Annotated in this window: 24 protein-coding genes; 13 read left to right on the forward strand and 11 right to left on the reverse strand. The window is 58.2% G+C overall.

Annotation, left to right across the window (positions count from 1 at the left end):
* Nucleotides 1-40 precede the first annotated feature (40 nt).
* Nucleotides 41-1,216 (reverse strand): fumarylacetoacetate hydrolase family protein, encoded by a 1,176-nt coding sequence (locus TAN611_RS19595; protein WP_105232526.1) that lies wholly within the window; start codon nucleotides 1,214-1,216, stop codon nucleotides 41-43.
* Nucleotides 1,217-1,330: 114 nt separating this feature from the next.
* Between TAN611_RS19595 and TAN611_RS19600 the strand changes: the two genes are divergently transcribed.
* The 3 genes from TAN611_RS19600 (at nucleotide 1,331) to TAN611_RS19610 (ending at nucleotide 4,771) form a co-directional block, all read left to right on the forward strand.
* A complete protein-coding gene (locus TAN611_RS19600; protein ID WP_105232527.1) occupies nucleotides 1,331-2,275 on the forward strand; it encodes a LysR family transcriptional regulator in 945 nt (314 codons plus the stop codon).
* 371 nt (nucleotides 2,276-2,646) lie between these two features.
* Nucleotides 2,647-3,942: an MFS transporter gene (locus TAN611_RS19605; protein ID WP_105232528.1), complete on the forward strand. Its 1,296-nt coding sequence runs from the start codon at nucleotides 2,647-2,649 to the stop codon at nucleotides 3,940-3,942.
* Between the two features lie 22 nt (nucleotides 3,943-3,964).
* Complete coding sequence (locus TAN611_RS19610) at nucleotides 3,965-4,771, forward strand: substrate-binding domain-containing protein (RefSeq protein ID WP_105232529.1); 807 nt, start codon at nucleotides 3,965-3,967, stop codon at nucleotides 4,769-4,771.
* Here TAN611_RS19610 and TAN611_RS19615 read toward each other — a convergent pair.
* Nucleotides 4,719-5,645, reverse strand: coding sequence for a LysR family transcriptional regulator (locus tag TAN611_RS19615; RefSeq protein WP_203066905.1), 927 nt, complete (start codon nucleotides 5,643-5,645; stop codon nucleotides 4,719-4,721). The genes TAN611_RS19610 and TAN611_RS19615 overlap by 53 nt on opposite strands.
* 307 nt (nucleotides 5,646-5,952) lie before the next feature.
* Between TAN611_RS19615 and TAN611_RS19620 the strand changes: the two genes are divergently transcribed.
* Nucleotides 5,953-7,338: a carbohydrate binding domain-containing protein gene (locus TAN611_RS19620; protein WP_203066906.1), complete on the forward strand. Its 1,386-nt coding sequence runs from the start codon at nucleotides 5,953-5,955 to the stop codon at nucleotides 7,336-7,338.
* A 743-nt stretch (nucleotides 7,339-8,081) separates the two neighbouring features.
* Here the strand turns inward: TAN611_RS19620 and TAN611_RS19625 are convergent.
* The 6 genes from TAN611_RS19625 to TAN611_RS19650 all read right to left on the reverse strand — a co-directional run bounded on the left by TAN611_RS19625 (nucleotide 8,082) and on the right by TAN611_RS19650 (nucleotide 14,056).
* Nucleotides 8,082-8,942: a queuosine precursor transporter gene (locus TAN611_RS19625; protein WP_105232532.1), complete on the reverse strand. Its 861-nt coding sequence runs from the start codon at nucleotides 8,940-8,942 to the stop codon at nucleotides 8,082-8,084.
* Nucleotides 8,932-9,537: a helix-turn-helix transcriptional regulator gene (locus tag TAN611_RS19630; RefSeq protein WP_105232533.1), complete on the reverse strand. Its 606-nt coding sequence runs from the start codon at nucleotides 9,535-9,537 to the stop codon at nucleotides 8,932-8,934. The genes TAN611_RS19625 and TAN611_RS19630 overlap by 11 nt, the downstream gene beginning before the upstream one ends.
* Nucleotides 9,538-9,831: 294 nt before the next feature.
* Nucleotides 9,832-10,899 (reverse strand): ABC transporter permease, encoded by a 1,068-nt coding sequence (locus TAN611_RS19635; protein WP_105232534.1) that lies wholly within the window; start codon nucleotides 10,897-10,899, stop codon nucleotides 9,832-9,834.
* A 19-nt stretch (nucleotides 10,900-10,918) separates the two neighbouring features.
* Entirely contained in the window at nucleotides 10,919-12,454 is a 1,536-nt protein-coding gene (locus tag TAN611_RS19640) for a sugar ABC transporter ATP-binding protein (protein WP_105232535.1), read from the reverse strand.
* A gap of 9 nt (nucleotides 12,455-12,463) precedes the next feature.
* Nucleotides 12,464-13,075 carry a DUF2291 family protein gene (locus tag TAN611_RS19645; RefSeq protein WP_105232536.1) on the reverse strand — a complete coding sequence of 204 codons (612 nt, stop codon included), beginning with the start codon at nucleotides 13,073-13,075 and terminating at the stop codon, nucleotides 12,464-12,466.
* 45 nt (nucleotides 13,076-13,120) lie between these two features.
* The gene (locus TAN611_RS19650) at nucleotides 13,121-14,056 is read right to left on the reverse strand and encodes a D-ribose ABC transporter substrate-binding protein (RefSeq protein ID WP_105233517.1); all 936 of its coding nucleotides are present in this window, start codon (nucleotides 14,054-14,056) and stop codon (nucleotides 13,121-13,123) included.
* 489 nt (nucleotides 14,057-14,545) lie between these two features.
* Here TAN611_RS19650 and TAN611_RS19655 point away from each other — a divergent pair, with 489 nt between their 5' ends.
* Nucleotides 14,546-15,334 (forward strand): DeoR/GlpR family DNA-binding transcription regulator, encoded by a 789-nt coding sequence (locus TAN611_RS19655; RefSeq protein ID WP_105232537.1) that lies wholly within the window; start codon nucleotides 14,546-14,548, stop codon nucleotides 15,332-15,334.
* Here TAN611_RS19655 and TAN611_RS19660 read toward each other — a convergent pair.
* The 3 genes from TAN611_RS19660 to TAN611_RS19670 are packed head-to-tail and all read right to left on the reverse strand — an operon-like array spanning nucleotide 15,323 to nucleotide 17,921.
* Nucleotides 15,323-16,093 carry a DeoR/GlpR family DNA-binding transcription regulator gene (locus TAN611_RS19660; RefSeq protein WP_203066907.1) on the reverse strand — a complete coding sequence of 257 codons (771 nt, stop codon included), beginning with the start codon at nucleotides 16,091-16,093 and terminating at the stop codon, nucleotides 15,323-15,325. The two genes, TAN611_RS19655 and TAN611_RS19660, sit on opposite strands and share 12 nt — an antisense overlap.
* 39 nt (nucleotides 16,094-16,132) lie before the next feature.
* Nucleotides 16,133-17,074 (reverse strand): transketolase family protein, encoded by a 942-nt coding sequence (locus tag TAN611_RS19665; RefSeq protein WP_105232539.1) that lies wholly within the window; start codon nucleotides 17,072-17,074, stop codon nucleotides 16,133-16,135.
* Between the two features lies 1 nt (nucleotide 17,075).
* The gene (locus TAN611_RS19670; RefSeq protein WP_105232540.1) at nucleotides 17,076-17,921 is read right to left on the reverse strand and encodes a transketolase; all 846 of its coding nucleotides are present in this window, start codon (nucleotides 17,919-17,921) and stop codon (nucleotides 17,076-17,078) included.
* A 309-nt stretch (nucleotides 17,922-18,230) separates the two neighbouring features.
* On the opposite strand from TAN611_RS19670, the gene TAN611_RS19675 reads away from it, so the two are divergent.
* The 8 genes from TAN611_RS19675 (at nucleotide 18,231) to TAN611_RS19710 (ending at nucleotide 26,229) form a co-directional block, all read left to right on the forward strand.
* On the forward strand, nucleotides 18,231-19,181 hold the full coding sequence (locus tag TAN611_RS19675) for a sugar-binding transcriptional regulator (RefSeq protein WP_105232541.1): 951 nt from the start codon (nucleotides 18,231-18,233) through the stop codon (nucleotides 19,179-19,181).
* A gap of 345 nt (nucleotides 19,182-19,526) precedes the next feature.
* On the forward strand, nucleotides 19,527-21,032 hold the full coding sequence (locus TAN611_RS19680; protein ID WP_105232542.1) for an FGGY family carbohydrate kinase: 1,506 nt from the start codon (nucleotides 19,527-19,529) through the stop codon (nucleotides 21,030-21,032).
* A gap of 26 nt (nucleotides 21,033-21,058) precedes the next feature.
* Nucleotides 21,059-21,856 carry a glucose 1-dehydrogenase gene (locus tag TAN611_RS19685; protein WP_105232543.1) on the forward strand — a complete coding sequence of 266 codons (798 nt, stop codon included), beginning with the start codon at nucleotides 21,059-21,061 and terminating at the stop codon, nucleotides 21,854-21,856.
* Between the two features lie 44 nt (nucleotides 21,857-21,900).
* Nucleotides 21,901-23,184, forward strand: coding sequence for an MFS transporter (locus TAN611_RS19690; RefSeq protein ID WP_105232544.1), 1,284 nt, complete (start codon nucleotides 21,901-21,903; stop codon nucleotides 23,182-23,184).
* An 11-nt stretch (nucleotides 23,185-23,195) separates the two neighbouring features.
* Nucleotides 23,196-23,981, forward strand: a complete 786-nt coding sequence (locus tag TAN611_RS19695) for an SDR family oxidoreductase (RefSeq protein WP_105232545.1) — start codon at nucleotides 23,196-23,198, stop codon at nucleotides 23,979-23,981.
* Between the two features lie 280 nt (nucleotides 23,982-24,261).
* Nucleotides 24,262-24,555: a DUF2282 domain-containing protein gene (locus TAN611_RS19700; RefSeq protein ID WP_187044058.1), complete on the forward strand. Its 294-nt coding sequence runs from the start codon at nucleotides 24,262-24,264 to the stop codon at nucleotides 24,553-24,555.
* A gap of 35 nt (nucleotides 24,556-24,590) precedes the next feature.
* Nucleotides 24,591-25,517 (forward strand): DUF692 domain-containing protein, encoded by a 927-nt coding sequence (locus TAN611_RS19705; protein ID WP_203066908.1) that lies wholly within the window; start codon nucleotides 24,591-24,593, stop codon nucleotides 25,515-25,517.
* Nucleotides 25,486-26,229: a DUF2063 domain-containing protein gene (locus tag TAN611_RS19710; protein WP_203066909.1), complete on the forward strand. Its 744-nt coding sequence runs from the start codon at nucleotides 25,486-25,488 to the stop codon at nucleotides 26,227-26,229. The genes TAN611_RS19705 and TAN611_RS19710 overlap by 32 nt, the downstream gene beginning before the upstream one ends.
* Nucleotide 26,230 lies beyond the last annotated feature (1 nt).

Genomic DNA, 26,230 nt, shown 5'->3' on the forward strand with positions numbered 1-26,230 from the left:
AGTGGGATTGCCTTACAGCGTGATTTCAGGATGGCGGGCGTTACAGCAGGCGGCGCCGGCTCAGATTGTCGAACAGCGCGCGCAGACCGAAGGTCCAGGGCGGTGCCTGGTCGCTGGTGGTGACCCGATTGCGCAAAGCGCCCAGCATCGGCGTGCCGATAGTGACGATATCGCCGGGCCGGTGGGTAAAACCGGCGCCGGGGCGATCCCGGTCCTGGGTGGGAGCGAACAGCGTGCCCAGGAACAGCGCAAAGCCGTCGGGATACTGGTGGTTGGCGTTCAGGGTCTGCCTGACCAGCTCTTCAGGATCGCGGCTAATGGCGCTCATGGCGCTCAGTCCGTGAAGCTGGAAACCCTCTTCGCCCTGAACCGTCAGTTCCACCTCGCAGTTGCGTACGTGATCCAGGGTAAAGCTGTCATCGAACAGGCGAATAAAGGGGCCGATGGCGCAGGAGGCATTATTGTCCTTGGCTTTGCTGAGCAGCAGCGCGCTGCGCCCTTCGAAGTCACGCAGGTTGACGTCGTTGCCCAGCGTCGCCCCCTGAATCCGGCCGCGACTGTTAACCAGCAGCACCACTTCCGGCTCCGGGTTATTCCAGCTGGAATGGGGATGAATGCCGATGGCGGCGCCGCTGCCGACGCTGGCCAGCACCGGCGCCTTGGTAAAGATCTCGGCGTCGGGGCCAATGCCGACTTCCAGATACTGGGACCACAGGCCGCGTTCAATCAGCAACTGCTTCAGGGCGGCGGCCCGTTCGGAGCCGGGTTTGACCGCCCGCAGATCCGGGCCTGTGAGATCGTAGATACGGGCCCGCAGGCCGCTGGCCAGTTCACCGTCGCCGGCGGCCTGCTCCTCGATCACCCGCTCCAGCATGCTGTCGACGAAGGTGACCCCGGCGGCCTTAATCACCTGCAGGTCGATGGGGGATAGCAGGTACGGGCGTGCAGGGTCCGGCGCATCGCCGCCGTTGGCCAGCAGCTCACAAAGTGAGCCGATATGGCGTCCCTTTGTCTGGCGTATCACATCCCCGGGGTTTTCCAGTTCCAGAAGTCCGGCGACGGTGGCAGCCTGTTGCGAAATATCGAAGACGTCGTCGCCGCGAATAACTACCGGCGAAGGACCGGGACAGGGGCCGGGAACCCAGGCGCGGCCGATCAGGCAGCCGCGGGTTCCGTCTTCGGGCAGGGTGTTTGCAGGATTCAGAGCGATGGTCATGGGAGTTTCTCCTCATTGTTGTTGCCGTTACGTTATGCGGCGGGAGAGATAAACTCCAATGGCATTCATTCAGTCATCGATAACCAGGGGTTATCGGTTATTCAAGGGCGCACTATGTCTGATATGTCGTTTACCAGCTTCTGTCACTGGCTAAAGTTCCGCCATCTGTTGTTGATAGATACTCTTGGTCGTACCGGGAATATGCATCTGGCGGCCGAACAGATGAGCCTGAGCCAGCCCGCGCTCAGTAAAATGCTCAGGGAGATCGAGAACCAGTTCGGTTTCCCGCTGTTTGAGCGCCTGCCGCGCAGTATGCCGCCCACGGCGCTGGGCGGCGAGGTGGTGCGCTACGCGCAGATTGCGCTCAACGATGCACGGGGATTTGTGGCGCGCATCGACAGTCTGCGGGCCGGTGGCCACGGACACCTGCGGGTGGGAGGGATCTTCGCCGCCACGGCGGTGGCGCTGCCCCAGGCCATCATCAGTATCAAAAAGCGCTGGCCGCTGCTGGCGATTGAAGTGGTGGAACAGACCAGCGATCATCTGATGGAAATGCTAAAGGCACGCACCCTGGACCTGGCTATTGGTCGTTTTACCGAGCCTCAACAGCAACAGCTGTTCGACTTCCGCCCGATGGGGCCGGAACCGTTCTGCCTGGTGGTGAATCGCCGCCATCCGCTGGCCGGGCAGGATCGGCGCTACAGCCTGGGAGAACTCCTGGCGTGGCCGTGGATCCTCTATCCTCAGGGGACGCCGATTCGTCGCCAGATGGAGGAGGCCTTTGCGGCGGCCGGCGTTGCCACGCCGCACAATACCGTTGAAACCATCTCGATGCAGACCTTCCTTCAGGTACTACAGGGCGGCCCGATGATCGGCATGCTGCCGGAAGCCATGGCCGCCGCTCATCTGCACGGGGGACTGCTGAGCGTGCTGAACACCGATCTGCGGCTGGCACCGCAGGAATATGGCGTACTGACCCGGCGCAGTGAACCGCTTACCGAGATCGCCCGGGAGTTTATGGCGCTTTTGCTGGAGCCGGAAACGTTGGCCGAAACGTAAGAGAGCTGGCTTCAGAACATGCCGCACCCGCCAACATCAAGTGTAACTCATTGACCAGCAGGATTTATCTTGCAGGGGGTCGCCGACCAGGATCAGGTCCGATATGCTGTAATACCCATGTCGCCCCCCGCTCACCCCGCCTATGAACCCCGTCACAAAATAGCAACCTAACAGTTACCCTGCTTACTAACAGACATACCCGTCAGCCATTATTAACCCATTGTTAACATAATCGATTTCCTACGGCTGCCGCCGATTGATGTGCCGGACACATCAATCCATGTGTAAATTGCACTTATTTACTCTCCCCCGTTCCTGCAGTCTCCAGAGCAGGCGCAGCCAAAAGCGCCACTGACAAACTGGAGACAACCATGCACTCATCGACCTCACCCATGACAGCCCGGGGACGCGCCGGCGCGATACTGCGCGTAACCTCAGGCAACTTTCTTGAGCAGTTTGATTTCTTCCTGTTCGGGTTTTATGCCACCTATATCGCCCATACCTTTTTCCCGGCCAGCAGTGAATTTGCTTCGCTGATGATGACCTTCGCCGTCTTCGGCGCCGGCTTTCTGATGCGCCCCATCGGCGCGGTGGTGCTGGGCGCCTACATCGATAAAGTCGGCCGCCGTAAGGGGCTGATCGTCACGCTGTCGATCATGGCCGCCGGCACCTTCCTGATTGTGCTGATCCCGTCTTATCAGAGCATCGGGCTGTGGGCGCCGCTGCTGGTGCTATTCGGGCGTCTGCTGCAGGGCTTCTCCGCCGGCGCAGAGCTGGGCGGCGTTTCGGTGTATCTGGCGGAAATCGCCACGCCGGGCCGCAAGGGGTTTTACACCAGTTGGCAGTCCGGCAGCCAACAGGTCGCCATCATGGTGGCGGCGGCGATCGGCTTTGCCCTGAATGCGGCGCTGGAAGAGAGCGCGATCCGTGAATGGGGCTGGCGCATACCGTTCCTGCTAGGCTGCGCCATCGTGCCCTTTATCTTTGTTTTACGCCGCAAACTGGAAGAAACCGAGGAATTCAGCGCCCGCCGCAACCACCTGGCGATGCGGCAGGTTTTCCGCACGCTGCTCGCCAACTGGCAGGTGGTTATCGCCGGTATGCTGATGGTGGCAATGACCACCACCGCCTTTTACCTGATTACCGTCTATGCGCCGACCTTCGGCAAAAAAGTGCTGATGCTGAGCGCCTCCGACAGCCTGCTGGTGACGCTGCTGGTCGCCATTTCAAACTTCATCTGGCTGCCGGTGGGCGGCGCCCTGTCGGACCGCTTCGGCCGTAAGCCGGTTCTGGTGGCAATGACGCTGCTGGCGCTGGCTACCGCCTATCCGGCGCTGGCGCTGTTGGCCGCCACCCCCACCTTCTCGATGATGCTGAGCGTACTGCTGTGGCTGTCCTTTATTTACGGCCTGTACAACGGCGCCATGATCCCGGCGCTGACGGAAATTATGCCGACGGAAGTGCGGGTTGCCGGTTTCTCACTGGCTTACAGCCTGGCGACGGCGGTATTCGGCGGCTTTACGCCGGTGATATCCACCGCGCTGATCGAATTCACCGGGGATAAGGCCTCGCCGGGCTACTGGATGAGCTTTGCCGCCGTGTGCGCCCTGCTGGCGACGCTGTATCTGTACCGCCGTCGCACCTTGACCCTGCAAACCTCACATTAATCCCGCAGCCAGGAATGACATCATGCATAAAATTTATCCTTCCCTGATCGCCGCGCTGGTGCTTTCCTCCGCCAGCGGCGGCGCGCTGGCCAAAGACGTCACCGTGATGATTTCAGGCGGTTTTAAGGCCGCGCTGGAAAAACTGGCGCCGCAGTATGAAACCCAAAGCGGCAACCACATTATTCTGGTATCCGGGCCGTCGATGGGAAAATCCGCCCAGGCGATCCCTAACCGCCTGGCGCGCGGTGAAAAAACCGACGTGGTGATCATGGTGGGCGACGCGCTGAAAAACCTGGAAAAAGAGAGCCGACTGCAGCCGGGTTCACGTGTGGAGCTGGCCGATTCACCGATTGGCGTGGTGGTTAAACAGGGACAGCCGAAGCCCGATATCAGCAGCCGCGACGCGCTGCGCGCCACGCTGTTGCAGGCCGGCTCCGTGGCCTATTCCGACAGCGCCAGCGGTCGTTACGTCAGCAGCCAGCTGTTTAAAACGCTGGGGATTGAAGTACAGATGAAGGATAAGGCGCATAAGGTGGAGCGCGTCCCGGTGGCGGGCGAAGTGGCAGGCGGTAAATACGCGCTCGGTTTTCAGCAGGTCAGCGAGCTGCTGCCGGTGCCCGGCGTGACCTTTATCGGCGAACTGCCGGACAGCGTGCAGTACATCACCCGCTTTGCCGGCGCGGTGACGGCGCACGCAGAGCATCGGCAGGAAGGGAAAGCGCTGCTGGATTTCCTCTCTTCACCAACGGCGCAGCAGACCATTGCCGCGACCGGGCTTAAATCTGTTCCGGCCGTGCAGACCGTTCAGCTGCGAGATACCGTTCAGTGATCAGTTGTTCCAGTTCCGCAGCCACATAGGACTGTATGCGTCCGCTGCGTTTGAGCAGCCCGACCGTGCGCGTTACCGCCGGTTCGGTCAGCGGCAGCTGCATCAGCACGGAGTGCTCTGCTGGAGGCATCGACATGGCGGGCACGGCGGCAATGCCGATGCCCGCCTCAACCATTCCCAGCAGGGTGGTCACATGCCGGGTTTCGCACAGGCTGGGGCGCGCGGGAATTATATCCCCCAACGCCTGATCGAGCAGGTTGCGGTTGCCGGAAACTTTATCCAATCCCACATACTCCTGCTGATAAAACTCGCGCCAGGTGAGGCTATCCCTTGTGGCCAACAGGCTGTCGCGCCGGCAGGCGGCCACATAGGCATCTTCCACCAGCGGTAAAAACTCCGTATTCGGCAGCGGGTTGCCGGAGAAACAGATGCCGAAGTCGGCCTGGCCGTTCATCACTGCTTCGATAACGTTGCCGACGCTGCTGTCGATAAGCTTTACGCGCACGCGCGGGTATCGCGCCTGAAACAGGCGGATCACGTCAGGCATAAAGTAATACGCCGCCGAGGGCACCGTCGCCACCGTCACCAGCCCCGTCCGCTCCTGACTGACTTTACTGACGTCAGCCATCACTTCTTCAAAATTCGCCAGCAGCTGGTCGGAACGCTCGGCAAACGTCTGCCCGTACAGCGTCAGAGTGACGCGACGGGTGGTGCGCTCGAACAGCCGGGCGCCCAATGCCGCTTCCAGCTTTTCTATTCTGCGGCTCAGGGCCGACTGGGACAGGCAGATAGACTCGGCGGCGCTACGAAAGCTGCCGTATTCGACCAGCGCGCGAAACGCATACAGACCGTTAAGATCAACATTCACGGGCATAGCGGCAAGCAATCCTTATGACGAGAAATAACCGGGATAAAAATAATAGCGCCTTATCGCGCCGTAGAGAAAGAGCGATTGGCCGGCCGTCATGCAAAAGACCGCCGATAGCGGTGGCCACCAGCAAGAATAGTACGGTCACCCACCCACCCCGCCGGTGACCTGCGGAGTCAACGTCAAAACGACATACTCCGCCGACGCGACACTATTTTTTATTCATAACAGTGCGAGGCTTTCACACTACGCCTATGCTTTGAACACAAAATAACAAGCAATGATAAACAAACAGGATAAAAGGAAACAGTCGATGAATACACAGGTGCAAAGCGGTAAGAAAGTCGATCTGGTGATCGTCATTGATACCAGCGGTTCAATGGCCGATGAGGCAAAGGCGCTGAGCGCGGTGCTGGACAAGGCCGTAGAGGAAGCCCGCAAATCTTGCCCTTCTGATTTACGGGTCGAATTTTTGGGGATTGAAGGCACATTCACCGGCACCAAGTTTGAAAAAACGGTGCATAACTACCTCACGACAACCGCCGGAGCAGACGGCAATACGTTAAAAGGACGCAAGCGGGACAGCGTAGCGAATGCCGGTGCGCAGGAAGATGTGGCTCGCGCGGTTGAAGATATCAGCACCCATTTTGACTGGCGCGCCGGCGCAGAAAAGAACGTGTTCGTATTAGGCGATGAGAGCCTGGAAGGCGGAGAAATGATTCTGGATGCAGCGCGTATCAAAGCCTGCAATGATGCCATCGCTACCGCGCGGAACAACGGCGCCAAAGTACATACTTACCTGGGCACCCCACACGCCACCACGCCATATCCGACGCCGGAAGATGAAGAAGCCAATATCAAGGAATACAAACGCCTGGCGTTGCGCACCGGCGGTGAGCACTATATCTATACCAAAGGCATCGCCGATTTTACCCAGGTGCTGAAAGATACCATCTGCGCCAGTAAAATCCCGCAGCAAGAGAGCATTGAGGATAAAAAAGACGAAGCCGATAAGCTGGAAGGCAAGGCGCCGTCAGAAGGCGATAAACCGACAGGCAACGGCAGCAACCTGTGCGAGCAACTGCCGGAAATTGTAAAAGCGGTAAATACATTGGCGGACGTGCTGAAAGGTTTGGTTGAAGCCTGCGGACCGGGTAATGCAGGCAATGCGGAGAAATCCGGATGCAAGTGCCATGAACACGCCGCACCGGTTGAAACGCCGCCGTCCCCGCCAGCCCCGGAGCCAACCCCCGTCCCCCCGCCGTTCTCAGAATCAACGGACTTCACAGGGAATCAGTTAAATAACTGGCAATTTGGCCCCGCAACGCCTGAGCATGAGTTTTACACCGAAGATGGAAAAAGCCTGATACGTTTCCCGACCACCAATGTCAAAGGCAGAACACATAACGGCGTATTGCTGTATAAAAAATACACCGAGCTGCAGCCAGGAAAGCGCTATCGTTTCAGCATTCGGGCGCGCCGGGATAACGACTATAAAGTGATCCCGGAACTGTCGCTGCGTGTTGCAGGCAGTGACATTACGCCGTTGACAACATTAAAAAACAAAGGCGAGTGGTTAACCCTCACAGGGGAATTCACCGCCGCACAGGGCGAAAATCTGCTGGAAATATTCAGCCATAAGGCGAGCGGCGACGGCAACGATTTCAGCATCACCGACATTAAGGTAGAAGAGATCTGATACCGCTTATTGCCGGGTCGCTTAAACGCGGCCCGGCAAACCAGAACGGCGTATCTGCAGCGCTGAAGCAAACTGCCCGACACAAGGCGTTACCCGCAGTCAGCTCGGGAAAAGAAAAGCGCGTGAGCAGACGCCCACGCCAATGGATGATTCAAGATTACTTTATTGGAATAACAGGGCTGTAATATGTCCTGCGCCCTTTTATCAGTGGTTCCCCTGGTATTACGTGCTATGGCTATCCAGCGACAGCCCCTGATACCTTCATCTTGCATAACAATGTAGTTTTTCTTACCCTGAAAAGTCAACACATGAATACAAAAATGGTGACTAATAAATGACTTTTTAAATTATGGTTATTTATCAAAATGATGTGAAAAAGTCGAAATCAGGAAAGTGGTATAGAACAACCCACCAGCCACCATATAATGCAAATTATCTTATGAATTTTTCATGCTTCTATCATACGGCACTGCGTGTCATTGGCGGTTACGGCCGAGACTGCGCATGGACGCTGACGCTACACACGCGCTTTTCTTAATATTGGGTTCACCCGCTATTCCGCACAGGTCAGTTGAACAGGCCGGCCCCCTCCTCGGTTTTCGGTAATGCGTAAGCAGGTCTGGTTTGAATCAAGACAGGGGGGATGCAGCAGCGCACAAAAAAACCGGAAACATACTGGCCAGTACATTTCCGGTTCTTACGGCTTTAAAACACAGCCGGCATACCAAGGTGTAAGCAGCTGCTCACTCAGTATGGAGAATATATTTTCTGTAGAGGAAACGCGCATAATAGGCCGGGAATACGTTTAACACCGCGTAAACCGACTTGATCATCATCTGTATTATCGCCATTTTCACGATAACGCTGGTCTCCATCTTGCCATAAAAGGCCAGCAGGCAGAAAACAAAGCTGTCGATAATGGACGCCGCAAAGGTACTCAAAAAGATGCGCAGATAAAGGTGACGAGAATGCGTCATCGCCTTCACCTTGCAGAGTATCCATGAGTTAGATAGCTCAGAGGTTATAAAGGCCATGGTCGAGGCAAACAGTACGACATAGAGTTGCATCATAAAGTTATTATACGCCTCATTAAGCCCCCAGCCGGGGATAACCGGAAGTTTTGTCGATAGGTATAGCAACAGTGTGATAACCACGTTTGCTGCGACCGAGTACAGTATGGCCCTCTTGGCCAGGCGGAAGCCATAAAACTCATTGAGTAGGTCAATGACCAGAAAGGTGAAGGGGTAAATAAAGGTGCCCGGCGTCACCACAATATCGAAATAGCTAATATAAACGGGCTTAATCGCCGCCAGATTACTGAACTGATAAAATATCGCCAGCGCCAGGACAAAAACGGCATAGGTGCTCCAGGAGCGATCGTTCCGGTCCTGCAACTGATACTCAGTTTTGGGCGCTAGCCCATCCATATAAATATGGCGGTATAAGGCCTTGATTTCATGCGCAGATAAGCTTTGCGATATTTCACTTCTTTCCAGATCGTTAGCATGAATGTTCAATACCTTCCCTGAAGAACGTATAAGGATTCTTGCCATATGAGTATTGGGTTCAAACCCCATAAGTTTATATTCTGCTTCAGTTTCCATAACGTTCTTCAAGAATATCTCCTAATACGATAACCCCTGCATCGACCTCGTCCACGCAGGCCAGTGCATCAGTAAAGAATCCCGCATTACTCTTAAACAGCAGCTTTAGATTGGTGCTTTTATAGATGCCTTTACGAATAATAAGCATATCCCCGCACCGGTAGCGCACCGGCGGGTTTTTATCCATTGCCACGGCAATCAGGTTCGGCCCATGGCCATAGTAGTAGGTCAGTGGCCAGGACAGCGTCAGCTCCCCGACGGAACGCCCGGCGTTTATCTGCTCAATCAGTGAGGTCAGGGGAATTATGGGCAGCGCCGCCGCATTCATATTGCCATGAACGGAAATACTGGCATCGATTTTTTCCGCTGTCGCAATATCTACATGCTGCAGCTCATACATGGTGACGCCGAAAAAATCAGATATTTTACGCAGCGTCTGTTTCTGCACGCTGGCAACGCGGCCGTCCAATATCTTAAAGATTGTTGTGCGATTAAGCCCGGTGCTTTCACTGACAGAAACCTGTGTTTCGCCTTTACTACGGAGCAAATGCTCCAGATTTGCACGCAATAAACTGCTTTTTTCCGCACCAAACATAATATTTCAATGAGTCCGACAGCTATCAATAATTAAGCAGAATAGCCGGAAACTATAGTGCCCGCAATTCTATGCTTAAGAAATCCTTACCAAAAACCCAGTCTGCAGCGCCGGGATATTCGCCATCTCCCATCGATAATCAAACGGCCAGGACGAGAAAACCGGCGCGGATGGCCGGAGCGGAACGGCGGCTCGGAATCGTATTCAAACGCGCCCATAACCGGCGAGACAATCGACAGACGAAAAAAACGGCGTTGCAGCCTCCCTGACCGCAACGCCGCGCTGTCTTCCGGCTCAGCGCAATAGCGATCCTTCCGCCTGCGGTATGGCCTGTTTATGTTCATGACGGCGCAGCATCACGACTTTGCTTTGCAGCTTCTGCTGGAACTGGTCGATAACCACCGCCGTGACGATCACCAGCCCCTTGATCACCATCTGCCAAAAATCGCTCACCCCCATCATCACCATGCCATCCGCCAGGAAAACGATCACGAAAGCGCCGATGATCGACCCCGATACGCGACCGCGCCCTCCCGCCAGCGCGGTGCCGCCAAGCACCGTGGCGCCGATGGCGTCCATTTCAAACATATTGCCGGTCATCGGGTGGGCGGTTTGCAGTTGCGACGCGATAATCAACCCCACCAGCGCCGCACACAGCCCGGAAAAGGCATACACAAACACCTTAACCTTCACGATCGGCACCCCCGCCAACCGGGCGGCGGACTCATTGCCGCCTGCGGCATAAATATAGCGGCCGAGCGGAGTTTTACGCGTCAGGTACAGGCCAAACAGCAAAAAGGCCAGCATCAGCCAGATCGGGATATACACCCCCAGGAAGGTGCCGGACCCCAGCGTGGCAAAACCGGTATTGCCCAGTGGCGCCATCCCCACCAGATTGGCGTAAGTACCGCCGTCGTTAAACAGCAGGGCCGCACCGCGCGCCACATACATCATGCCCAGCGTACAGATAAACGGCGCGACGCCCAGACGGGTAATGACCGTGCCGTTTACCAGGCCAAGCAGGCAGCCGAATACGGCAACCGTCAAAATCACCTCCGGCACGTTTAAAAACAGAACATTGCCGCCCCACAGCGGTACGCCGCTGGTCAGCAGCGCGCCGGCCACCATGCCGCAAATGCCCGCCACGGCGCCGACGGACAGGTCAATGCCGCCGGTCAGAATCACCAGCGTCATGCCGATCGCCAGCAGGCCGGTGATCGCCACGTGCTGCGTCATGATCAGCAGGTTGGAGGGGGTCAGGAAGTTCGGCACCATCACGCTGAAAAAGCCGATGACGATCAGCAGCGCAATAAAGGTGCGCGCCTTCAGCAGATACATATAGATCAGATATTTACGGCTCATAGTTTCTCTCCGACGGACGTCAGTCATGCGGCGTTGAAGCGCTGATTAATTTTTCCCGCGTTACGGCGGCGCGCGGCAGATCGGCGGTAATACGTCCGTCGGCCATCACCAGGATACGGTCAGCCAGGGCCATCACCTCATCCAGCTCCGACGAGGAGAACATGACCGCCAGCCCTTCGTGCGCCAGTTTGCCGATCAGGTGATACACATCGGTTTTCGCCCCGACGTCGATACCGCGCGTCGGCTCGTCCAACAGCACCACCTCGGGGCCGGTCATCAAGGCTTTTCCCAGCACCACTTTTTGCTGATTGCCGCCGCTGAGCGAGGTGATCGGCAGCTCGCTGTCGCTCACCTTGATCGCCAGCTGCCGCACCATATCGTCGACGTTATGCTGCTCCTGCGACGGGCTCAGCGGCCGCAGGGCGCGCCGGAATCCCTTCAGACTGAGATCGGACAGCGTCATATTGGTTTTGATCGACATCAGCTGCACCACCCCTTCCCCCTGCCGGTCTTCCGGCACCAGCGCGATCCCCTTCTTTAACCGCGCCTGGAAGTTAAGCCGGCTGATATCTTCGCCGTGGAGCGCCACGCGTCCCTGCTGACAGGGCAGCATGCCGATCAGCCCCTTGAACAGCTCCGTTCTGCCGGCGCCCAGCAGGCCGTAAATGCCGATCACCTCGCCTTTACGCAGTGCAAACGTCACATCATTCAGCCGATAGCCGCCGTTCGGGTGCAGCGCGGTCAAACCGTCAACCTGCAGCACCGTTTCTTGCTGAGGCGCGGGCGAGTAGTCAAAATGTTTTTTCTTATCGCCCACCATCTGTTCAATGATCCAGGGCACGCTGGCGTCGCTGACTTCACGCTCGCTGATAAAGCGCCCGTCGCGGAAAATGGTGATGTGATCGCCAATCTCCATCAGCTCTTCCAGCCGGTGAGAGATATAGATTATGGTGACGCCGCGCCGCTTGAGCTGCTCGATCACCTTGAACAGCACTTTGACTTCCGACTGGCTCAGGGCGCTGGTCGGCTCATCCATCAGCAGCACCTGGGTATCTTTGGACAGCGCCCGCGCAATCTCGACTAATTGCTGATGGCCGATGCCCAGCTCACCCAGCGGCGCATAAGGGTCAACGTCCAGCTCAAGGCGCTCCAGCAGCGATTTGGCCAGCGCATACTGGTACTTCTCATTAATCACGCCCCGCTGGAAAAACTCATTGCCGATAAAGATGTTGTCCATCACATTCATATTGGGAAACAGATTCAGCTCCTGGAAAATAATGCTGATGCCGTGTCGCTCCGCCTGATGCGTCGACGACAGGGCCACCGTTTCCCCGTTCAGCAGAATTTCGCCGGAAGAGGGCGATTCCACGCCTGCCAGCAGTTTCATCATGGTTGATTTACCGGCGCCGTTTTCCCCGATCAACACATTGACCCTGTTGCGGTAGACCCGGTAGTTAACCCGATCGAGCGCCGTTACCCCGGGGTACAAACGGGAGACGTCGCGGGTCTCGATAATCACATCCGCCGCGGCGGAGTGCGCCAATTGCTCGCTCATCTTCCCTCCTTAGCGACGCGTAATCGCGGCCGGGGTCACCTCGGCGATCTTGCCCGGCAGATCCCAACTGCTGAATACGCCGACCACCTCGACGTTATCCCCGACCTGCGGTTTGAAATCGCGCATCATGTCGGCCGCCTGCTGGTTGATCGCCCGGCCGTAATCGCCGAACAGCACCTGATCGTTAAAATCCTGATAGCCTGCGCCCTTATAGGCGTCACGCAGGTCAGTTCCGCGGATAATCGGCCCGGTCTGTACCCGGACCTCATCGCCGGCGGCGGTTTTCAGCGTCATTTTGCCGCTGCGCGACGTGCTGTTAACGTCGGTGATGGTGCCGCTCAGCCTGACGCTGAACAGGCAGGGGTTCTCCGCCTGGCTGCGGTAGCCATAGCGCTGGCAGGCCTCATCAAAATCTTTCGCCGCCGCCAGTTCGGCAAGCAAGGCGTTATCCGCTTTGGCGTCCTTAACAATTTGCGGCACCAGCTTCTGTTGCCACGTTTGCGGAATATTCGCCATTTTCGGGTTAGGCGGATTTTTTAAATCCGCCAGTTCCTGCTGCGAAACAATACGGCAACCGCCCAGCAGAAAAATCAGCACTACCGGCCCGAGTCGTGTGAACATCACATTCTCCTCTGCGCCCGCCGCAACGGGCGCGACAGCAACACATTAAGATTTGAAGTTGAAGTCCTGCACCTGCTGCGCGTTTTCCGGCGTAATCAGAATGCCGCGGAACATCACCCGCTGCTTCGCCGGCGGTTTGCCATGCTGGATATAGTTGTCGAGATCGGTGACCCCTTGCGCCGCGATGGCCTGCGCCTGCAGCATCACCGTCGCCTTCAGCGCGCCGGCCTTGATGGCGTCACGTTCGTCATTGCTGCCGTCGATGCCGACCACCACCACGTCGTCGCGACCGGCGGCGCGCAGTGCCGCAACGACGCCCAGCGCCACCGGGCCGTTGCCGCAGATAACGCCTTTCACGTCGGGATGGGCCTGCAAAATGCTGTCCATCACCCGCTTGCCGTCAATCAGAGTGCCTTTGGCGTCCTGACGCGCCACGCTCTGCATATCCGGATACTGATCGATCACCTGGTGGAAGGATTTGGAACGGGTCACGCAGTTGTTATCCGCCAGGTTGCAGGTCAGCTCAGCATATTTGCCCTTTTCGCCCATCGCCTCGACAAACACATTGGCCACTTCGGAGCCGGCCTGGAAGTTGTTATGGGTAATCTGCTCCAGTGCGATATCGTCAACCGGTATCTCCCGGTTAATCAGCACCACCGGAATGCCGGCATCTTTGGCTTTTTTGATTGCCGCCACGCTGGCGGTCGAGTCGGCGTTATCCAGGATGATGCCCTGCACCTTTTTACCGATCGCGGTATCGATCAGCTCATTCTGCTTTTTGACGTCTTCGCCGTGCGACAGCACGGAGGTCTTGTAGCCCAGCGCTTTGGCTTTCTCATTGGCGCCTTTAGCCTCGGCGGCGTAGTACGGGTTATCCAGTGAATTGACCAGAATCATGATGGTGCCTTTTTCTGCGGCCAGCGCGGCGCCGGAAAAGACACAGGCGGAAGCGATGCTTAATAACAACAGTTTCTTCTTCATCATCAGGCTCTCTCTCATTATTATGTGATTGGCATCAGCGGTTCGTCACAACCTCCCCCGCGATCCCGTCGGTTATTGCCCACCGGCCTTACCACTCGCTGTTGATTCATCACCTCGTTTTCCCCGGAGAAATCAAACCGCTTCAGCCGTATCTTTCTGCCCTGCACTATCGTTTTCATACACATTGATTTTCGAATAAAAATATAAGCGATCGATATTGTTCCGTTTGTGTACTTGATCATATTTCAAACAAAAGCCAGAAAAACAAAACATATTCTTTAATTACAGTGGGATAGCATCAATTCGAATCTATAGACCGCTATTTAATAAATAAATTTACGCTGCTATTTCATATAGATAACAATATTTTATTTTCGAACGAAAGCATGATGCGTACGCGTATTTCTCGCATTAGACTCACCATATGGTTAAAATCTGAGGTAGTTTGTAGGCCGTCAGGTAACCTCATCACGAAAAGGTGACTTTCGATTGAAAAGCAAAAGTGAACAGCTGGCTGACGTTCGGCTACGCAGAGAGAAGATCCTTGAGATGGTCCGGGAGGACGGAACGGTCACGGTTAAAGCGCTCACTGCGGCATTCGGCCTGACCGAAGCAACCATCCGCACCGACCTGCGCACCCTGCAGCAAAGGGGGCTGGTCCAGCGCTATCACGGCGGCGCCACGCTGCTGGCCGGTAAACAAAACACCGGGGCGATGATGCTGGAACGCCAGATCCATCTAGAGCAAAAAGATGCGATCGGCCGCCTGGCGGCGCGGTATATCGAAAACGGCGACACCGTGATTTTCGATTCCGGCACCACCACCACCGCGATCACCAAATATATGGCCCATATCAAGCGGCTGTCGGTCATCACCACGGCGGTCAACATCGCGCTGACGCTGGGCGGTGAGCCGGAGATCAATATCCTGCTGACCGGCGGCAGCTTTAAGTTCCCCACGCTGTCGACCTCCGGCGACAAGGCGGCTGGTTTCTTCGAAAACGTGCTGGCGGAAAAACTGTTTCTCGCCACCGCCTGCATCTCGCCGCGCTCAGGGCTGAGTTTTCCCAGTGAAACGGATATCAAACTGAAACTGGCGATGATTAACGCCGCCAGCGAGGTCTACGTGGTGGCCGACTCCAGCAAGATTGATAAGGTTTCCATGTTCGCCTTACCCTGCGAGTGGTCGAAGATCGATTACCTGATTACCGACAGCGGCATCACGCCGTCGCAGGTACAGGCGTTCGAGACGCTGGGCGTCAGGGTGCTAGTCGCCTGAGACGGCCTCCGGCACATTAATGACGTTCAAGCGTATCGCCCGCCGGGCGAAATATTGCCGATATTTGGGCGACAGCCTGGTGTCGGTAATGACCCGGGTAACGGCGGCGTCGGCGGGCGCCAGCGCGTGCGGATGCGTCCGGCCGAACCTGGACGAGTCGGCCAGCAGCACGACCTCGTCAGAGTGCGCCGCAACGACGTTTTTCACCGCGCAGCTCTGCGGGTCCGGCTCGGTAAATCCGCTTTGCCAGTGCCAGCCGCCGATGCCCAGAAAGGCGCGCTGAAACCGCAGCTGGCTGAGGCAACTGCAGGTAAACGCCCCGATCCTCGCATCATTACGCGTTTGCCGCAGGCCACCCACGATCATCGCCTGATGCTCGCTCTGCTTCAGCCGCTCGGCAATATCGGGATGCGTCGTCACGATGGTGAGGCCACGCCTGGCGTGCAACGCGTCGATCAGCGCCAGGCTGATGCTGCAACCGTCGAGATACAGCGTATCGCCGTCGCGCACCAGCGAGGCGGCATACCCGGCAATCCCCTGTTTGGCGGCATAGCGCCGCTGTAATCCGGCCCGGAGCGCATGGCTCTGCAAGGCCACAGCGCCGCCATGCACCCGGAACAGTTCCCCCCGCTGATGCAGCGCCTGCAAATCATGACGGATGGTGACCAGAGAAACGCCGACGGCCTGCGCCAGCGCGCCGACGCTGAGGCGGCCATGCGCCCCCACCATCTGCACAATTTTCCTCTGTCGCGGATGCATACGTGACCTCCCCCTGCCGGCAAATCTGCGCAATGGCCGTTATTGATGCAACGACGCCAGCGCCTGGCGAACAATGCCGGCCGCATCCAGACCATGGTGCGCGCGCATTGCCTGACGGTCGGCGGCGATGGCGTACTCGCCATCGGCAATGCCGAGACGTTGCAGCCGTGCGCCATGACCATATTCCGCCAGCACTTCCGCCACAATGCTGCCGACGCCGCCGTTCACATTGTGTTCCTCGACCGTAATCACCGTGCGGATTGCGCCCAGCGCGGCGCTCAGGGCAGCGCGGTCCAGCGGACGGATTGACGGTACGCCGATCACCTGCGCGCTGACGCCCTGCTGCTCCAGGGTGGCCGCCGCATCCACCGCCTCATGCACCGCAGACCCCATCGCCACCAGCGCCACATCGCTCCCGGTGCGCAACACGTCGACGGCGCCCGGCTGGAAACGGTAGGTCTCATCATGCAGCTCCGGCAGAGCTTTGCCGTCCATCCGGATATAGACCGGCCCGACGTGTTCCAGCGCATAGTCAATGATCTGGCGGCATTCCAACGGTGAAGAAGGGGCGAAAATCTGGATATTGCCAAAGCCGCGCATCACGGAGATATCGTCGATGGCATGATGGGTGCTCGCCAGCGGCCCATAGCTGGCGCCCGCATTAAGGCCGAACAGCTTCACGTTGGTATTGTTGTAGCAGACGTCGACCTTCACCTGCTCATTCGCCCGGGCGACCAGGAACGGCGCGGCGTTACAGGTGACGGCGATTTTTCCCGCCATCGCCAGCCCCGCCGCGGCCCCCACCAGCGTCTGTTCGGCAATGCCGACGTTAACCAGACGATCGGGGAAGCGCTGCATAAACGGCGCTATTTTCGCCGTGGAGGTGGAGTCCGCCACCACCGGCACCAGATCGACGCCGTTATCTACCGCATCGATAAACGCCGTCACCATTACGTTCGCCAAATGTTCTGCATTACTCACGTTATACCTCCTCTTCTGCCCGATCGCTCAGCTCGGCCATGGCCTGCGTAATCTCATCGCCTTTCGGCACCCGGTGATGCCACTCCGGCTTGCCGGCAATAAATGACACGCCGGCGCCCTTGGTGGTGTGCGCAATCAGCACGTGCGGCTTGCCGTTCTGCGGCAGGTTTTCCAGCGCTGCCACCACGGAGGCCATATCGTTGCCCCGGCATTCGGTGACTTCCATCCCGAAAGCGCGCCATTTTTCATCCAGCGGATCGGTGCTCATAATGTCTTTGGTGGCGCCGGCCAGCTGCAGCCCGTTTTTATCGTTAATCACCACCAGGTTATCCAGCTTGTAGTGCGCCGCCGCCATCGCGGCCTCCCAGTTGCTGCCTTCCGCCAGTTCGCCGTCGCCGGTGATCAGGAAAATGCGGCGCTTGCTGTTGTCACGCTTGGCGGCAATGGCCAGCCCCACCGCCACCGGGAAACCGTGCCCCAGCGCGCCGGTGTTCAGTTCAATGCCCGGCGTTTTCTGTTTCACCGGATGACCCGGCAGGTGCGAGTTGGCATGCTGATAGGTCGCCAGCCAGGGCTGCGGGAAGTAGCCCGCCTCCGCCAGCACGCAGTAGTAGCAGCCGACGGCATGTCCCTTCGACTGGATATAGATATCGCGATCCCGATCGTCCAGGCGGTCAGGCGCACAGTTCAGAATGCGGAAATACAGCGCGGTCAGCAGTTCAACCTGCGACAGATCGGCCCCGGTATGTCCGCCGGCAGGGCTGTTGGCGTTCAGGTTGATGATATGGCGTCGTACCGCACGCGCTTTGCTTTCCAGTTCCGGCACTGACAGTGAGAACGGGTTCATAATCGCCTCCGAATTATTATTCCTTCACGAATATTTATTCCACCTGGTTAAAAAAGAGGGGTAACCTGCCAAACCGTTGCGTTTACAGGCCCCCATTCACTAACAAAGCGGGATATCTGCCATCATGAATATATATTCAATCATGATTTTATATTCATGATAGTATGATCATCGCTGCAAGTTTGTCCAGCGCGGTACGACACCATTGGCGAAAATTAGAGTTCCATCACACTTAAAGTCCATACTTTTTCGCGTATGATGACGGGCTAAAACATACTGATTGCACCTAATTGATAGTTGAGGAACAACATGGCTAAGCAGGATGAACAACGGCTCTTGGTTAAGATTGCCACGCTTTACTACCTGGAGGGTCGCAAGCAGTCTGAGATCGCACAATCATTATCCCTTTCCCAATCTTTCGTTTCGCGCGCCATCACCCGCTGCCAAAAAGAGGGACTGGTCAAAATCAGCGTTGTTCAGCCCTCCAATATTTTTCTGAATATCGAAAAAGGCATCGAAGAGCGTTACGGCATTAAGCAGGCCATCGTGGTCGACGTTGCAGAAGAGGCTTCCGACGCGGTGCTGAAACGCGCCATCGGCTCGGCCGCCGCCCACTATATGGAAACCCGCCTGCGGCCTAACGATCTGGTGGGCGTCTCCTCCTGGAGCAGCACCATCCGCGCCATGGTGGATGAGGTGCACACCCAGAACCTGAAGGCGAACGGCGTTATCCAACTGCTGGGCGGCGTGGGGCCCAACGGCAACGTGCAGGCCACCATCCTGACGCAGACCCTGGCGCAGCAGCTCAACTGCAAAGCCTGGCTGCTGCCGGCGCAGAGCATTGAAGGCTCGATGGATGAAAAAGCGCGCCTGATGGCCAGCAGCGACGTCGCCGAAGTGATCGCCCATTTCGATGATGTCGACGTCGCCATCGTCGGTATCGGCATTCTGGAACCGTCCCAGCTGCTGAAAACCTCCGGCAACTACTATCAGGAGGAGATGCTGGCACGGTTGGCCGAGCGCGGCGCCGTCGGCGATATCTGCCTGCACTATTTTGACCGGCACGGCGCCCCGGTGCTGAGCGACGATGAAGATCCGGTGATCGGCATGGCGCTCGACAAAGTGAAAAAATGCCCGAACGTCGTCGCACTGGCCGGTGGCCGCGACAAAGTCGCCGCCATCAAGGGCGCGCTGAACGGCGGTTATATCGATGTGCTGATCACCGATTACCACACTTCCAGAATGCTGGTCACGGACTGATTTTCCCCAGTCCGGTCGGTTACCGTGTTTGCCGCCGCCCCAAAACCTTCGGAGGCGGCACGAAAAAATAGTTTTTTATCAAAAAGATAAACCATCCTCCTGCGTTTTTCCCGTCACACTGCACCGCGTTAGAAATGTGATAGCAAGCACATTTGCAGACTTTGCCGGTGGCTGAGCCTCAGCAACTTGGTTATCGTGCACTAAATAAATAATCACATATGAATATATATTCAAGCCGGTGGAAAAAGACGTATGCCTTGCCCTGCCGGCGCAGACCGCGCCAACGCGATCCGCTTTCCGCCATGCCGGTCGTCGCCTGAATTCTGCGTTATTTGGAGAAACTCTATGTCGGCAACAAAGAATGTCATCATCGCGCTTGATGAAGGCACCACCAATGCCAAAGCCGTCGCGCTGGACGAATGCGGCCAGGTCATCGCCAAGTTTTCACAAGCGCTGTCCATTCAGACGCCGCGTGAAGGCTGGGTGGAACAGTCGGGGGAATTACTGGTGGACGCCTCGCTGAACGTGCTGGCGCAGGCGGTGGCGCACGTCGGTGCGGAGCGTGTCTGCGCGCTGGCGATCAGCAATCAGCGTGAAACCGCCATCGGCTGGTATCGCAGTAACGGCAAACCGCTCGGCGCGGCGCTCTCCTGGCAATGCTCGCGCACCGCGGATTTTTGCGACAGCCTGCGGCGCGATCATCAGGCGCAGCCGATTAAAACGGCAACCGGCCTGCCCATTGCTCCGCTGTTTTCCGGCTCTAAAATGCGCTGGCTGCTGGAGTCGGTGCCAAACGGCTTTGCGCTCGCCGAGCAGGGCGAGATTTGCCTGGGCACCATCGACAGCTGGCTGCTCTGGCATCTGACCGCGGGCGAAGCCTTTTACTGCGATTACTCCAACGCCTCGCGCACGCAGCTGCTGAACCTGCACAGCGGCGGCTGGGATGAACAGATGCTGGCCATCTTCCAGATCCCCGCCGCCGCGCTGCCGGCGGTCAAACCCTCAAGCGGCCTGTTCGGCCATACCAAAGGACTGGCGGACATTCCCGACGGTATTCCGATCATGGCGATGATCGGCGATTCGCACGCCGCGTTATTCGGCCACGCGCTGGGACAGCCCGGCTGCGTCAAAGCCACCTACGGCACCGGCTCGTCCGTCATGGCGCCGGTGACGTCCGCCCAATGCGACATCCAGTCGCTCGCCACCACCCTCGCCTGGCATGACGGGCAGCGGCTGGTCTACGGACTGGAGGGCAATATTCCCCACACCGGCGACGCCGTCGCCTGGATGGCCGACAGCACCGGCTTAAGTGAGTTGCCCGCCGCAGAGCTGGCCCATGAGCTGAATACGCTGCCGGCTTCGGTGGATTCCACCCTCGGGGTGTATTTCGTTCCGGCGCTCACCGGCCTGGGCGCGCCGTGGTGGAACGAGCACGCCAGAGGCGTCATTTGCGGGCTGAGCCGCGGCGTTAAACGCGCGCACCTGATTCGCGCGGCGCTGGAATCGGTCGCCTACCAGATTGCCGACGTGGTCGCCGCCATGCGCCAACATAATGACTTCACGCTGACGGCGCTCATGGTGGACGGCGGCCCCAGCAAAAACGACTGGCTGATGCAGTATCAGGCCGATCTGCTGGGATGCCCGGTTATGCGCAGCGATATCCCCGAACTTTCGGCCATCGGCGCCGCCCTGCTGGCGCGCAAGGCCATTACCCATATCACCGATGACGAACTGAAAAGCTACCTGCCGGTACACGGCGAGTTTCGTCCCAATATGGCACGCCACGGCCGCCTGCAAAAACGCTGGCGCGAGTGGCAGAGCGCGGTAGAGCGCACCCTCTACGCATCTTGATCTCCCTGAAGCAGAAGGACCACGTTATGAGCTATTCATTCAGCAACCAGACCGTCGTAATCACCGGCGCCGCACGCGGCATTGGCGAAGGTATTGCCGAGCGCTTTGCCGCCGCCGGCGCCAATCTGGTGATCTCCGACTATTCGGCAGATATCCTCGCCACGGCCGAGCGGTTAACGCAGCGCTATCGCGGCAATATCGTTCCCTTGGTTGCCGACGTCACCGACGAACAACAGGTTGCCGCGCTCTACCAGCTGGCGTTTGACACCTTCGGATCGGTGGACGTCTCAATTCAGAACGCCGGCATCATTACCATCGACCATTTCGATTCCATGACGCGCAAAGAATTCGACAACGTGCTTAACGTCAACACCACCGGCGTATGGCTGTGCTGCCGGGAAGCGGCCAAATATATGGTCAAGCAGAATAAAGGCTGCCTGATTAATACCTCATCCGGACAGGGACGGGTCGGGTTTATTTATACGCCGCACTACGCCGCCAGCAAAATGGGGGTGATTGGCATTACGCAAAGTCTGGCGCTGGAACTCGCCGCCCACAATATTACCGTCAATGCGTTTTGTCCCGGCATTATCGAAACGGAGATGTGGGATTATAACGACCGCGTCTGGGGCGAGATCTTGAGCACGCCGGAGAAAAAATACGGCAAAGGCGAATTAATGCAGGAGTGGGTGGAAGGCATTCCGTTAAAACGCGCAGGCAAGCCCAAAGACGTCGCCGGGCTGGTGATGTTTCTGGCCTCGGAAGACGCCTCTTATATCACCGGCCAAACCATCAATGTCGATGGCGGCCTCATCATGTCATAACCCTTAAAAATTCCTATAAATCTTACCTGCCTACGGAGTACTTTATGACACCCGCTCACTCAGAGCCGCGGACGATACTCGGCCTCAGAACGGATTTGGTCTGGGGTTTAATCGGCGTGCTGCTGTTTATCGTCGGCGACGGCGTTGAACAAGCCTGGATCTCCCCCTATCTGATCGAACGCGGGCTGAGCATGCCGCAAAGCGCCACGCTGATCGCCATCTACGGCATTGCCGTGGCGATCGGCGCGTGGCTGTCGGGCGTGATGGCCGAAGCGCTGGGGCCGCGTAAAACCATGCTGATCGGCGCGATGTTCTGGCTGGTCGGCCAGGTGCTGTTCCTGCTGGTGGCCCTGCCTACCATGAACTTCGCCATTATCGTGCCGACCTACTGTATCCGCGGCCTCGGCTACCCGCTGTTCTGCTACTCATTCCTGGTCTGGGTGACCTACCGCAACCCGGCCAAAACCCTGGCGACCGCCGTCGGCTGGTTCTATCTGGCGTTTACCGGCGGGCTGTATATCGTCGCCAATTTCTACGCCTCGCTGATGATCCCGGTACTCGGCCACGTCGGCGTACTGTGGAGCGCCATTGTCTGGGCGCTGGCCGGTACGGCGATCGTTCTGATGTGCGTAAAAGGCACGGTGCGGGAACGCACGACGGTCGGTGAACAGCTGGCGATCCTGCTCAGCGGCATCTCGATTATCAAGGAAAACCCCCGCGTCGGCGTCGGCGGCCTGGTCAGGCTGATCAACACCACCTCCCAGTTTGCGTTGCCGGTCTTTTTCCCGATTTACCTCTCGCTGCACGGTTTTACCACCGAACAGTGGTTAAAGGTCTGGGCGCTGACCTTTACGGTCAACATCGCCTTTAACCTGATCTGGGGCGTGGTGGGCGACCGCATTGGCTGGGGCCGCACCGTACAGATCTTCGGCGGCTTCGGCTGCGCCTGCACCATGATTTTCATGGCCTATGCGCCTATCTGGTTCAGCGGCAACTATATGGCCATGCTGCTGATGGGCTGTCTGTACGGCGCGCTGATTGCCGGCTTCTGCCCGCTCACCGCGCTGGTGCCTTCGCTGGAGCCGGAAAGAAAAGGCGCGGCGATGTCGGTGCTGAACCTCGGCGCCGGGCTGTCCAGCTTTGTTGGCCCGCTGCTGGTGGCGCTGCTGTTCACCACCGTCGGCGCCAAAGGGGTGCTGTTTGTCTTCGCCGGGCTGTATATCGTCAGCATTTTCCTGACCAGTTTTGTCGCCCGGGATGAAAAGGCACGCTTTGCCGTTCCGAAAACCTTATCAACAACGCAGTCCGCATACAGCGCCAAACGCTAGGAGAATATTCGATGGTGACCAAAGATTTCGCTCAACAGTTATTCAGCCTGCAGGGACGCACCGCCTTTGTGACCGGCGCCGGCAGCGGCATCGGCCAGACTATCGCCTATGGCCTGGCCAGCGCCGGCGCTAACGTCGCCTGTTTCGACCTGCGTGAAGACGGCGGCCTGGCAGAGACCGTGCGGCATATTCACGCCATCGGCGGTCACGCCGTCGCCTTTACCGGCGACGTACGCGATCCCGATGCGCTGCGCAGCGCCATCGCCGGCGTAAAGTCACAGTATGGCCGCCTTGACGTGGCGGTGAACGCCGCCGGGATCGCCAACGCCAACCCGGCGCTGGAGATGGAAACCGAGCAGTGGCAGCGGGTGATCGATATCAACCTGACCGGCGTCTGGCACGCTTGTAAAGCCGAAGCGGAACTGATGGCCGCCGGCGGCGGCGGTTCCATCATCAATATCGCCTCGATGTCCGGCGTTATCGTCAACCGCGGTCTGGAGCAGGCGCACTACAACTGCGCCAAAGCCGGCGTTATCCACCTCAGCAAAAGCCTGGCCATGGAGTGGACGACGAAAAATATCCGCGTTAACAGCATCAGCCCCGGCTATACCGCCACGCCGATGAACACCCGGCCGGAAATGGTGCATCAGACGCAGGCGTTTGAAAGCCAGACGCCGATGCAGCGTATGGCGCGCGTGGAAGAGATGGCCGGCCCGGCCATTTTCCTGGCCAGCGACGCCGCCTCATTCTGCACCGGTGTCGATCTGCTGGTCGACGGCGGCTTTGTCTGCTGGTAATTCACCGCAGGCAAAGAGCGCCCGGTTGTCCCGCTAACCGTAACCGCAGCCTCTGGCTGCGGTTTTTTTATGTCATGGCGCACTCCTCTTCACGCCCCACGCCCCACGCCCCACGCCCCACGCCCCGCGTCAAACAGAACGCAACTTTTTGTTATTCAACCACTTTAAATAAAAAATAATTTTTTCTGTAAGAAATCCGCGCCCGCTGCGACTAACTCCTCAGAAGCCATCCTGCTTCTGCCAACACAACGATCCGTTTTACAACCATGAGGAAGAAATAATGAAAAAGCCAACTACAACCGCACTGCTGGCGCTGGCGTTAGGCAGCGTGCTGACCACCGCAAGCACCGCAGCCATGGCGACTGAAGGAAGCAATATGGAGAAATGCTACGGCGTATCACTGAAGGGCAAAAATGACTGTAAAGCGGGCGCCGGCACCACCTGCGCCGGCACGGCCAAAACCGATTACCAGGGTAACGCCTGGAAGCTGGTGCCCACCGGCAGCTGCGTAAAAATGAAATCGCCGACGTCATCGACCGGCTTTGGTCAATTGGACGCGTTTAAAGAGATGTAAGCCGCCCTCACCGCCCATCACCAGGAGCAACAGCGATGACTACGTCAGTTCATACCCCGCCTGCCGTCACCCGTGATGCGCCTGGCTATAACATGATGGGCGGTCTCCCGCCGCGGGCCGGCATCGGTCTCAAGCCGGAGCACTTCGGCCAGATCCTGCAGGAGCGGCCCGACGTCGGTTTTTTTGAAATTCATGCGGAAAATTATCTGGTGGCCGGCGGCCCTTTTCATCAGGCCCTGAGCGCCATCCGTCAAAGCTACCCGCTGTCCATTCACGGCGTGGGGATGTCTATCGGCGCAGAAGCGCCGCTCGACCGCAGCCACCTGCAACGCGTCGCCGCTCTGGTAGAACGCTATCAGCCGCAGATGTTCTCCGAACATCTGGCCTGGTCGACGCATAACGGCTTTTTTCTCAACGATCTGCTGCCGCTGCCTTATACCGAGGCCACGCTGACACGGGTCTGCGCGCATATCGATCAGGTGCAAAATGCGCTGCGGCGGCCGATCTTGCTGGAGAACCCGGCCACCTATGTCGAGTTCGCCGACTCTACCCTGAGTGAAACCGCCTTTATCAGCGAGATGGTAAAACGCAGCGGCTGCGGCCTGCTGCTGGACGTCAACAACCTCTACGTCAGCGGCGTCAACCACCACCGCGATCCGCTGACCATGCTGTACGAGCTGCCGCTGCTCCAGGTGGGGGAAATACACCTGGCGGGCCATGCGGAAAACCAGGACGCCGCCGGCGACCGTTTACTGATTGATTCCCACGACGGCCGCGTCGCCGCACCGGTCTGGCAGCTGTATCGTGCCGCGCTGGCGGCGACCGGCAACGTCGCGACGCTGATCGAATGGGACAGCAACCTGCCGCCGCTGGCGGTGCTGCTGGATGAGGCGCGTCAGGCGGAAGCGTTGATGACGGCGGAGGTGAAAGATGCAACGCGCACTGTATCAGGCGCTGCTTGACGGCAACGGCGCCGTGCCCCAGGGGCTCACCACCTGGAACGGCAGCGATCCGGCCCGGCGCTTTGCCGTTTACCGCAACAACGTGATGGCCTCGCTGATTAGCGCACTGGCGGAAAACTGCCCGGTGCTGGTACAGCAGGTTGGCGACGGCTTCTTCCGCGCCATGGCGGCCGAATTTATCCGCCGGCACCCGCCGACCTCGCCGGTGCTGGCTGACTATGGCACGGCGTTGCCCGCCTGGCTGGCCGGCTTCCCGCCGCTGGCTGACTGGCCGTGGCTGGCGGATCTGGCACAGCTCGAACTGCTGTGTATCGAGTCTCTGCACGCGGCTGATGCGATGCCGGACAACGCCGGGCAGCCCACGCTATCCGCCGACAGCGTCCTGCGTCTGCATCCTTCGCTGCGGCTGTTTGGCTCGCCGTTTGCCGTGTTCAGCCTGTGGGCGGCGCACCAGCAGGATCAGGCGCCGGCGGAGCTGGATCCCTGCCGTGCCGAACAGGTTTTACTGTTTCGCCATCAGGATGACGTGCGTCTGATCGCGATCGGCGCGGCGGAGTTGCGCTTTCTCCACGCGCTGCGGACGCGGAAATCCCTGGCGCAGGCGCTGACGGCAGCGCTCGCGGAGGACACCGCGTTTGCCGTCCAACCGGTCTTACAACGCCTACACCATTACGGCCTGATCCTTTGCGTATCCGGCCGGCAGGAGAAATAAC

Source organism: Serratia sp. Tan611 (genome assembly GCF_905188235.1).
GTDB classification, from domain to species: domain Bacteria; phylum Pseudomonadota; class Gammaproteobacteria; order Enterobacterales; family Enterobacteriaceae; genus Serratia_B; species Serratia_B rhizosphaerae.

Bases quoted from the DNA above. Each gene is read 5' to 3' on its own strand.
- TAN611_RS19595 (WP_105232526.1), bottom strand. From the start codon at position 1,216: ATGACCATCGCTCTGAATCCTGCAAACACCCTGCCCGAAGACGGAACC.
- TAN611_RS19600 (WP_105232527.1), top strand. From the start codon at position 1,331: ATGTCTGATATGTCGTTTACCAGCTTCTGTCACTGGCTAAAGTTCCGC.
- TAN611_RS19605 (WP_105232528.1), top strand. From the start codon at position 2,647: ATGCACTCATCGACCTCACCCATGACAGCCCGGGGACGCGCCGGCGCG.
- TAN611_RS19610 (WP_105232529.1), top strand. From the start codon at position 3,965: ATGCATAAAATTTATCCTTCCCTGATCGCCGCGCTGGTGCTTTCCTCC.
- TAN611_RS19615 (WP_203066905.1), bottom strand. From the start codon at position 5,645: ATGCCCGTGAATGTTGATCTTAACGGTCTGTATGCGTTTCGCGCGCTG.
- TAN611_RS19620 (WP_203066906.1), top strand. From the start codon at position 5,953: ATGAATACACAGGTGCAAAGCGGTAAGAAAGTCGATCTGGTGATCGTC.
- TAN611_RS19625 (WP_105232532.1), bottom strand. From the start codon at position 8,942: ATGGAAACTGAAGCAGAATATAAACTTATGGGGTTTGAACCCAATACT.
- TAN611_RS19630 (WP_105232533.1), bottom strand. From the start codon at position 9,537: ATGTTTGGTGCGGAAAAAAGCAGTTTATTGCGTGCAAATCTGGAGCAT.
- TAN611_RS19635 (WP_105232534.1), bottom strand. From the start codon at position 10,899: ATGAGCCGTAAATATCTGATCTATATGTATCTGCTGAAGGCGCGCACC.
- TAN611_RS19640 (WP_105232535.1), bottom strand. From the start codon at position 12,454: ATGAGCGAGCAATTGGCGCACTCCGCCGCGGCGGATGTGATTATCGAG.
- TAN611_RS19645 (WP_105232536.1), bottom strand. From the start codon at position 13,075: ATGTTCACACGACTCGGGCCGGTAGTGCTGATTTTTCTGCTGGGCGGT.
- TAN611_RS19650 (WP_105233517.1), bottom strand. From the start codon at position 14,056: ATGAAGAAGAAACTGTTGTTATTAAGCATCGCTTCCGCCTGTGTCTTT.
- TAN611_RS19660 (WP_203066907.1), bottom strand. From the start codon at position 16,093: ATGCATCCGCGACAGAGGAAAATTGTGCAGATGGTGGGGGCGCATGGC.
- TAN611_RS19670 (WP_105232540.1), bottom strand. From the start codon at position 17,921: ATGAACCCGTTCTCACTGTCAGTGCCGGAACTGGAAAGCAAAGCGCGT.
- TAN611_RS19675 (WP_105232541.1), top strand. From the start codon at position 18,231: ATGGCTAAGCAGGATGAACAACGGCTCTTGGTTAAGATTGCCACGCTT.
- TAN611_RS19680 (WP_105232542.1), top strand. From the start codon at position 19,527: ATGTCGGCAACAAAGAATGTCATCATCGCGCTTGATGAAGGCACCACC.
- TAN611_RS19685 (WP_105232543.1), top strand. From the start codon at position 21,059: ATGAGCTATTCATTCAGCAACCAGACCGTCGTAATCACCGGCGCCGCA.
- TAN611_RS19690 (WP_105232544.1), top strand. From the start codon at position 21,901: ATGACACCCGCTCACTCAGAGCCGCGGACGATACTCGGCCTCAGAACG.
- TAN611_RS19695 (WP_105232545.1), top strand. From the start codon at position 23,196: ATGGTGACCAAAGATTTCGCTCAACAGTTATTCAGCCTGCAGGGACGC.
- TAN611_RS19700 (WP_187044058.1), top strand. From the start codon at position 24,262: ATGAAAAAGCCAACTACAACCGCACTGCTGGCGCTGGCGTTAGGCAGC.
- TAN611_RS19705 (WP_203066908.1), top strand. From the start codon at position 24,591: ATGACTACGTCAGTTCATACCCCGCCTGCCGTCACCCGTGATGCGCCT.
- TAN611_RS19710 (WP_203066909.1), top strand. From the start codon at position 25,486: ATGCAACGCGCACTGTATCAGGCGCTGCTTGACGGCAACGGCGCCGTG.